The sequence below is a fragment of the Actinomadura sp. DC4 genome, assembly GCF_030406325.1.
Classification (GTDB): Bacteria; Actinomycetota; Actinomycetes; order Streptosporangiales; family Streptosporangiaceae; genus Actinoallomurus.
The window spans coordinates 1-6,264 of sequence record NZ_JAUEQY010000069.1; the positions used below are offsets into that span (position 1 = coordinate 1).

The following is a 6,264-nucleotide window of genomic DNA, read 5'->3' on the forward strand; positions in this document are numbered from 1 at the left end:
GGGGCCCGCCCGGGGGCGCCCCGGGGGGCCGGCCCGTGGGCCAGTTGTCGGGCCCGGGGGGGTTTGTTTTTCTTGTGGGGGGGGGGGGCCCCCCCCCGCGGCTCAGTATCACGGCCGGCCCCCCCGGGGCTTAATTTCCCTGTTTCTGGGGGGGGGCGCGGGTCCCCCGCCCCCACCACCCTCGTCGTTCGTGGTGCTGAACCATCGCGCCTGGCGCGACCGCGTGTCTTGACGTGTGCACGTGCCGCTCACTACCGTTTAACTAACATCATAGTTAAACGGAAGAGCGGCGATGTTCCAGTTTCGTTTGGACGGCAGTACGGGGGTCCCGCCGTACCTGCAGATCGTCCAGCAGGTACGGCAGGGGCTGCTGCTGGGCTATCTGCATCCCGGTGATCAACTGCCCACCGTCAAAGACGTGGTCTCCCACCTGGCGATCAATCCCAACACGGTGGTGAAGGCCTACCGTCAGCTCGAGAATGACGGGCTGGTCAGCGCGCGGCCGGGGCAGGGCACGTTCGTCACCGGTTCGGTCGAGCCGGTCGCTGCCGGCCCGTACGCGAAGCTGCGTCGCTCGCTGGAGCAGTGGGTCCGCGAGGCCTATGACGCGGGTCTGGACGATGAGATGGTCACGGCCATGTTCGCCACGATCCGCCACGAACTGCGGGCGGAGGGCGTGGCATGAGTGCCGCGTTGGAGACCGAGTGCCTGGGCATGCGTTACGGCCGGGTCTGGGCCTTGAGGGACTGCACCCTGCGGCTGCCGGCTGGATCTGTGATCGCTCTGGTCGGCCCGAACGGGGCCGGTAAGTCCACGCTGCTGCAACTGGTCACCGGCCTGCTGAAGCCCGCCGAGGGCACGGTCCGGGTTCTCGGTGCGGATGCCCGCGCCGGCTCTGCCCAGGCGCTGGCCCAGGTGGGCTTCGTCGCACAGGAGCATCCGCTCTATCGGGGGTTCTCGGTCGCCGACCTTCTGCGGCTGGGCCGCTCGATGAACCTGCGCTGGGACCAGTCGCTGGCCGTGAAGCGGCTGGACGAGCTCGGCATTCCGTTGAAGCGGCGCGCCGGGGACCTGTCCGGCGGTCAGCAGTCCCAGGTCGCGCTGGCCCTGGCGCTGGCAAAACGCGCGCCCCTGCTCGTGCTGGACGAGCCCCTCGCCAACCTCGACCCGATCGCCCGCCGGGACTTCATGCGGGTCCTGATGGGCGCCGTCGCCGAGGACGGGCTCACCGTCCTCATGTCCTCCCATGTGGTCGCCGATCTGGAAGCGGTCTGCGACCGGCTGGTGCTGCTCAACCGGGGCCGCGTCCAGATCGCCGGTGCGATCGAGGAGGTGCTCGCCGGGCACCGGCTGCTCACCGGGCCGCGTACCGACACCGGCCCCTCGGTGCCCGGAGTCATCCGCGCCGTGCACAGCGACCGGCACACCGACCTGCTCGTACGGATCGAGGCGGGTCGGCCCGACTTTCATCCGGCCTGGCAGCCGCGTCCGGTCGGCCTCGAAGAACTCATCCTGGCCTACCTCGATCACCCGACGGCGGTGGCGTCGTGATCTGGCTCACCTGGCGTCAGCATCGTGCACAGGCACTCGTCGGCGCTGTTCTGGTCGTACTCACCGCCGTGGTCTTCCTGTCGTACGGCCAGTCGATGCGGGGAGCCTACGCTCAGGACGGCATCGGGGGATGCCTGGCCCACGGCACCGGCGGCGACCACTGCCAGTCCGTGTTGACCGCGTTCATGGGACGGTTCAACGGCGTCACCAATCATCTTCTGACCTGGTTCAGCCCATTGCCCGGCCTCATCGGCGCGATAGTCGGCGCGAGCCTGCTCGGCCGCGAGTACGAGCACGGGACCTGGCGCCTGGCGTGGACCCAGGCGGTACCCCGGACACGGTGGCTGACCGCGAAGCTCTCGTTGGTCGGCCTCGGGGTCGTGGCGACCACGATGACCCTCAGTGCCATCTTCGGCTGGTTCCGGAGTCCGATGGACCAGGTTTCCGGCCGGTTCGCACCCGGCGCGTTCGACCTCGAAGGGCTTTCGCTCACCGGGTACACGCTCTTCGCCTTCGCCCTGGGCGTCCTGGCGGGACTGCTGCTCCGTCGCACCGTACCGGCCATCGTGGCGGCCTTCGCCGCCTTCCTCGCCGTACGCCTTCCGGCCGAGTACTGGCTACGGCAGCGGTACCAGAGCCCTGTCACCCGCCTCCTCGACCCGGCGGGCGACCACACCATGGGACCGGGTTCGGTACCCACCTCGTCCGGCCCGCGGAGCTGGGTCCTCAGCCAGGACCTGGTCGACCGGACCGGCCGCGCACTCTCCTCCTCGCAGCACGACCAGATCACCCAGAGGCTCGGCGGCTTCTCGAATCCGGCCGCGAGTGATGCCTACCTCCGCGGGCTCGGGCTGCACCTCAGAGTCGTCTACCAGCCCGCCGGCCGATTCTGGCACTTCCAGATCGTCGAGGCCGCACTGTTCACCGGCCTCGCCGCCGCGCTCCTCGCCATCGCGATCTGGCGCCTGCGCCACCGCAGCAGCTGACCCGAACCAACGAACGTCGCCCGGAAAATGACGTGCGTGTGTTCGGTGATGTCTCGATACTCGTGATCCAGTACGGCGGCCGGTCGTCGCATCCCATCGAACGGAAGAAAGGACCTAGCCTCATGGCCACCACGACTCACCTGGATCTGGCCGAGGTCCGCAACATCGGGATCATGGCCCACATCGACGCGGGCAAGACGACGACCACCGAGCGCATCCTTTACTACACGGGCGTCTCGTACAAGATCGGTGAAGTCCACGACGGGAACTCGGCGATGGACTACACCGACCAGGAACGCGAACACGGCATCACCATCACGTCCGCCGTGACCACCTGTCACTGGGCGCTCGACCGTGCCGGCCATACGGTCAACATCATCGACACTCCGGGCCACGTCGACTTCACCGTCGAGGTGGAGCGCTGCCTGCGGGTGCTCGACGGTGCCGTGACGGTGTTCGACGGCGTCGCCGGGGTCGAGCCGCAGTCGGAGACGGTCTGGCGGCAGGCCGACAAGTACGGCGTCCCGCGGATCTGCTTCGTCAACAAGCTCGACCGTACGGGCAGCGACTTCCACCGCTGTGTCGACATGATCGTCGAGCGGCTGGGCGCGGTTCCGCTGGTCGTTCAGCTGCCGATCGGTGGCGAGGCGGGCTTCGCCGGCGTGGTCGACCTGGTCCGGATGAAGGCATACGTCTGGTCCGCCGAGGCGCGGCTCGGCGAGGCGTACGACGTCGTCGACGTCCCGGACACGCTGGCCGAGGCCGCCAGAGAGTGGCGTGGCCGGCTGCTGGAGGCGGTCGCGGAGCATGACGAGGAGGTCATGCGGCTGTACGCGGACGCTCTCGAGCCGTCCGAGGAACAGTTGCACGCGGCGATCCGCCGGCTCACCATCGCCTCGGGCCGGTCGGACGGCGTCACGATCACTCCGGTGCTCTGCGGCACGGCGTTCCGGAACAAGGGCGTCCAGCCCCTGCTCGACGCGGTGGTGCGGTACCTGCCGTCGCCGCTCGACGTCGCCGGGACCGTACCCTCCGACGACGAACCGCTGGTCGCGCTGGCGTTCAAGGTCATGACCGACCTCCACCTCGGCAAGCTCACGTTCGTCCGGGTCTACTCCGGCCGCCTGGAGGCCGGCGCCACGGTGTTCAACTCCGTCACGGAAAGGAAGGAACGGATCGGCAAGATCTACCGGATGCACGCCGACAAGCGGCGGGAGCTGGAGTCCGCGGGTGCCGGCGACATCGTCGTCGTGATGGGGCTGAAGCACACCACGACCGGCGAGACGCTGTGCGACGACCGGAACCCGGTGGTCCTGGAGTCCATGGACTTCCCGGAACCGGTCATCGAGGTGGCCGTCGAGCCCAGGTCCCGCGGGGACGAGGAGAGGCTTCGCCTGGCGATCCGGCGGCTCGCGGAGGAGGACCCCTCGTTCGTCGTGCACACCGACCGGGAGACCGGCCAGACCATCATCGGCGGGATGGGCGAGTTGCACCTGGAGATCCTCGTCGACCGGATGGAACGCGACTTCGGAGTCGAGGCCAACGTCGACCGGCCACAGGTCGCCTATCGGGAGACCATTCGCAGACCGGTCGAGAAGGTCGACTACACGCACAAGAAGCAGACGGGAGGAAAGGGGCAGTTCGCCAGGGTGCAGATCTCGATCGAACCGATCGCGGACGGCTATGAGTTCGTGAACAAGGTCACCGGCGGCCGTATCCCGAAGGAGTTCATCCCTTCGGTGGACGCCGGCTGCCAGGACGCGCTGCAGTTCGGCGTCCTGGCCGGCTATGAGCTGGTGGGCGTACGCGTCCTGCTCCTCGACGGTGCCTTCCACGAACAGGACTCCTCCGAGCTCGCGTTCCGGCAGGCCGGTCTCCAGGCGTTCAAGGAGGCCGTCCGCCGGGCGTCGCCGGTGCTCCTCGAACCGGTGATGACGGTCGAGATCACCACGCCCGACGGTTACACGGGCGAGGTCATCGGAGACCTGACCGCGCGCCGTGGCCGGATCCAGGCCATGGACGAGCGGGCGGGCGCCCGGATCATCCAGGGCCTGGCGCCGCTCGCGGAGATGTTCGGCTACGTCGGCGATCTCCGCAGCCAGACGTCGGGCCGGGCGAGCCACTCGATGCGGTTCGACTCGTATGCCGAGGTTCCGCGTCACCTGACCGAGGCGATCATCGCCAAGGCCTGAACGACGGGTCGTCCCGCCGCCTTCCCGGCGGCGGGGCGCCCGGACAGGAGAGCGACGAATGACCGCCACCATCGACAAGATCGCCTGGATTCACCTGGAGGACGGCAGGATCCTCAGCACCCGGTCACGCGGAAAGGACGTCTGCTACCTCTTCGATCACCTTCACCGGACCGGCCGACTCCGCTGACAGACTTCAGGACGGCGCGTCGTCCGAGGCGGCCCAGCGCCTGAGCCGGGCGCGCTGTTCGCGCAGGTAGCGGCCCCCGCTCGGTCAGGGAGTACTCCACCAGGGCCGGCACGGGACCGCCGCTCGTACGGGCGACGAGACCGTCATCCTCCAAAGCCCGCAGCGTACGGGTCAGCATGCGGCGGCTGATGCCCTCGATCGAGCGGTCCAGCTCGTTGAAGCCGTGGACCTGCTCCACACGCTCGTACAGCCGCTCGCGCCGGAGCCGTCCAGCTGCTTCTGCCACGACCCGGCCGAGGCGGCCCGTACACGTCACCGCCTGTTCGGCTGGGCCGCCGACCACACCGCACTCGTCGCCTCGGCCCACTTCCGCGGCGCCCACGCCGTGGAGATCACCCGGAACGGCTCACACTTCGCCGTACGCCGCTGGGCCGCCTCCGGACCCACGCGACGCTGATGGTTCCCCGGGGGGAAGGACATGGTCGAGGGCCTGCCTCAGTACCGCGGCGAACGACTCGGTGTTGCCGGGGGTGAGCCAGTGCCGGGCCGCCACCCGTACGGCGCCGGCGACGGTCGCGGCCATGACCTTGGGGAACAGGTCGCGCTCGGGGTCGGCGCCGAGGCGTTCGGCGATCGCGGTGGCCAAAGGCTCCTCCGCCGTGGTGAAGGCCTTCAGTGCCTCTCCCTCCAGCGCCGCCGTGCACATGATCATGCGCAGGCCGACCTTGTCGGGTTCGGCGGTGCCGTAGTGGTCCAGTACGGCCGCGGTGATGGCCTGGCCCAGGGGCTCGCCGGACGGGCGGGACAGCAACGCCTTGCCCAGGTGTCGGGCGCGGTCGGACTCGATCGCGCAGATCGCCTCCTCCCGGCTGGAGAAGTAGTTGTTGTACGTCCGTGGGGAGACCCCGGCGGCGTCGGCGATGTCGCGCACCCGTACGAGGGCGAGCCCCTCGGGGCCACGCTCCACGGCCAGGCGGAGGGCGGCGGTGCTGATCGCTTCGCGGGTGGCCAGCTTGTTGTGGGTGCGCATGTCCACGGTCTCGTCGTCGTTCACGCCCCTACCCTATCGGCTACATGCGTGCTGCGCACTATGTGCGCGATGCGCAAGTTGTGGGTACAGTGGCGCACCGATGTAAGGGCGTACGGGACGGCGAGGCCACCGGGCCGTCCGTCGCGGGCGTCGTCCCGCCACGCCCGAACCCCGGACGAGATAGGAGAACGATGGCTGCAAAGATGATCGCGTTCGACGAGGAAGCGCGTCGCGGCCTCGAACGCGGTATGAATCAGCTCGCTGACGCGGTTAAGGTCACCCTTGGTCCTAAGGGTCGTAATGTCGTGTTGGAGAAGA

The 6,264-nt window shown here is 68.9% G+C and carries 7 protein-coding genes and 1 pseudogene; 6 read left to right on the top strand and 2 right to left on the bottom strand.

Annotated features, from left to right (window positions below; genetic code table 11):
• Positions 1–292 precede the first annotated feature (292 nt).
• From QWU11_RS46895 to QWU11_RS46915, 5 genes are all read left to right on the top strand, one after another.
• On the top strand, positions 293–685 hold the full coding sequence (locus QWU11_RS46895) for a GntR family transcriptional regulator (RefSeq protein ID WP_290121104.1): 393 nt from the start codon (positions 293–295) through the stop codon (positions 683–685).
• A complete protein-coding gene (locus QWU11_RS46900) occupies positions 682–1,551 on the top strand; it encodes an ABC transporter ATP-binding protein (protein WP_290121105.1) in 870 nt (289 codons plus the stop codon). Before QWU11_RS46895 ends, QWU11_RS46900 begins: the two co-directional genes overlap by 4 nt.
• Positions 1,548–2,537 (top strand): ABC transporter permease subunit, encoded by a 990-nt coding sequence (locus QWU11_RS46905; RefSeq protein WP_290121106.1) that lies wholly within the window; start codon positions 1,548–1,550, stop codon positions 2,535–2,537. The genes QWU11_RS46900 and QWU11_RS46905 overlap by 4 nt, the downstream gene beginning before the upstream one ends.
• A 122-nt stretch (positions 2,538–2,659) precedes the next feature.
• A complete protein-coding gene (gene fusA / locus QWU11_RS46910) occupies positions 2,660–4,729 on the top strand; it encodes an elongation factor G (RefSeq protein ID WP_290121107.1) in 2,070 nt (689 codons plus the stop codon).
• A gap of 58 nt (positions 4,730–4,787) precedes the next feature.
• Complete coding sequence (locus QWU11_RS46915) at positions 4,788–4,916, top strand: hypothetical protein (protein ID WP_290121109.1); 129 nt, start codon at positions 4,788–4,790, stop codon at positions 4,914–4,916.
• Between the two features lie 133 nt (positions 4,917–5,049).
• Here the strand turns inward: QWU11_RS46915 and QWU11_RS46920 are convergent.
• A pseudogene (locus QWU11_RS46920) lies at positions 5,050–5,202 on the bottom strand (winged helix-turn-helix transcriptional regulator); the annotation flags it as partial.
• On the opposite strand from QWU11_RS46920, the gene QWU11_RS46925 reads away from it, so the two are divergent.
• Positions 5,140–5,373, top strand: coding sequence for a hypothetical protein (locus tag QWU11_RS46925; protein WP_290121110.1), 234 nt, complete (start codon positions 5,140–5,142; stop codon positions 5,371–5,373). The pseudogene QWU11_RS46920 and the gene QWU11_RS46925 sit on opposite strands and share 63 nt — an antisense overlap.
• Here QWU11_RS46925 and QWU11_RS46930 read toward each other — a convergent pair.
• On the bottom strand, positions 5,323–5,970 hold the full coding sequence (locus QWU11_RS46930; RefSeq protein ID WP_290121108.1) for a TetR/AcrR family transcriptional regulator: 648 nt from the start codon (positions 5,968–5,970) through the stop codon (positions 5,323–5,325). The two genes, QWU11_RS46925 and QWU11_RS46930, sit on opposite strands and share 51 nt — an antisense overlap.
• Between the last annotated feature and the right edge of the window lie 294 nt (positions 5,971–6,264).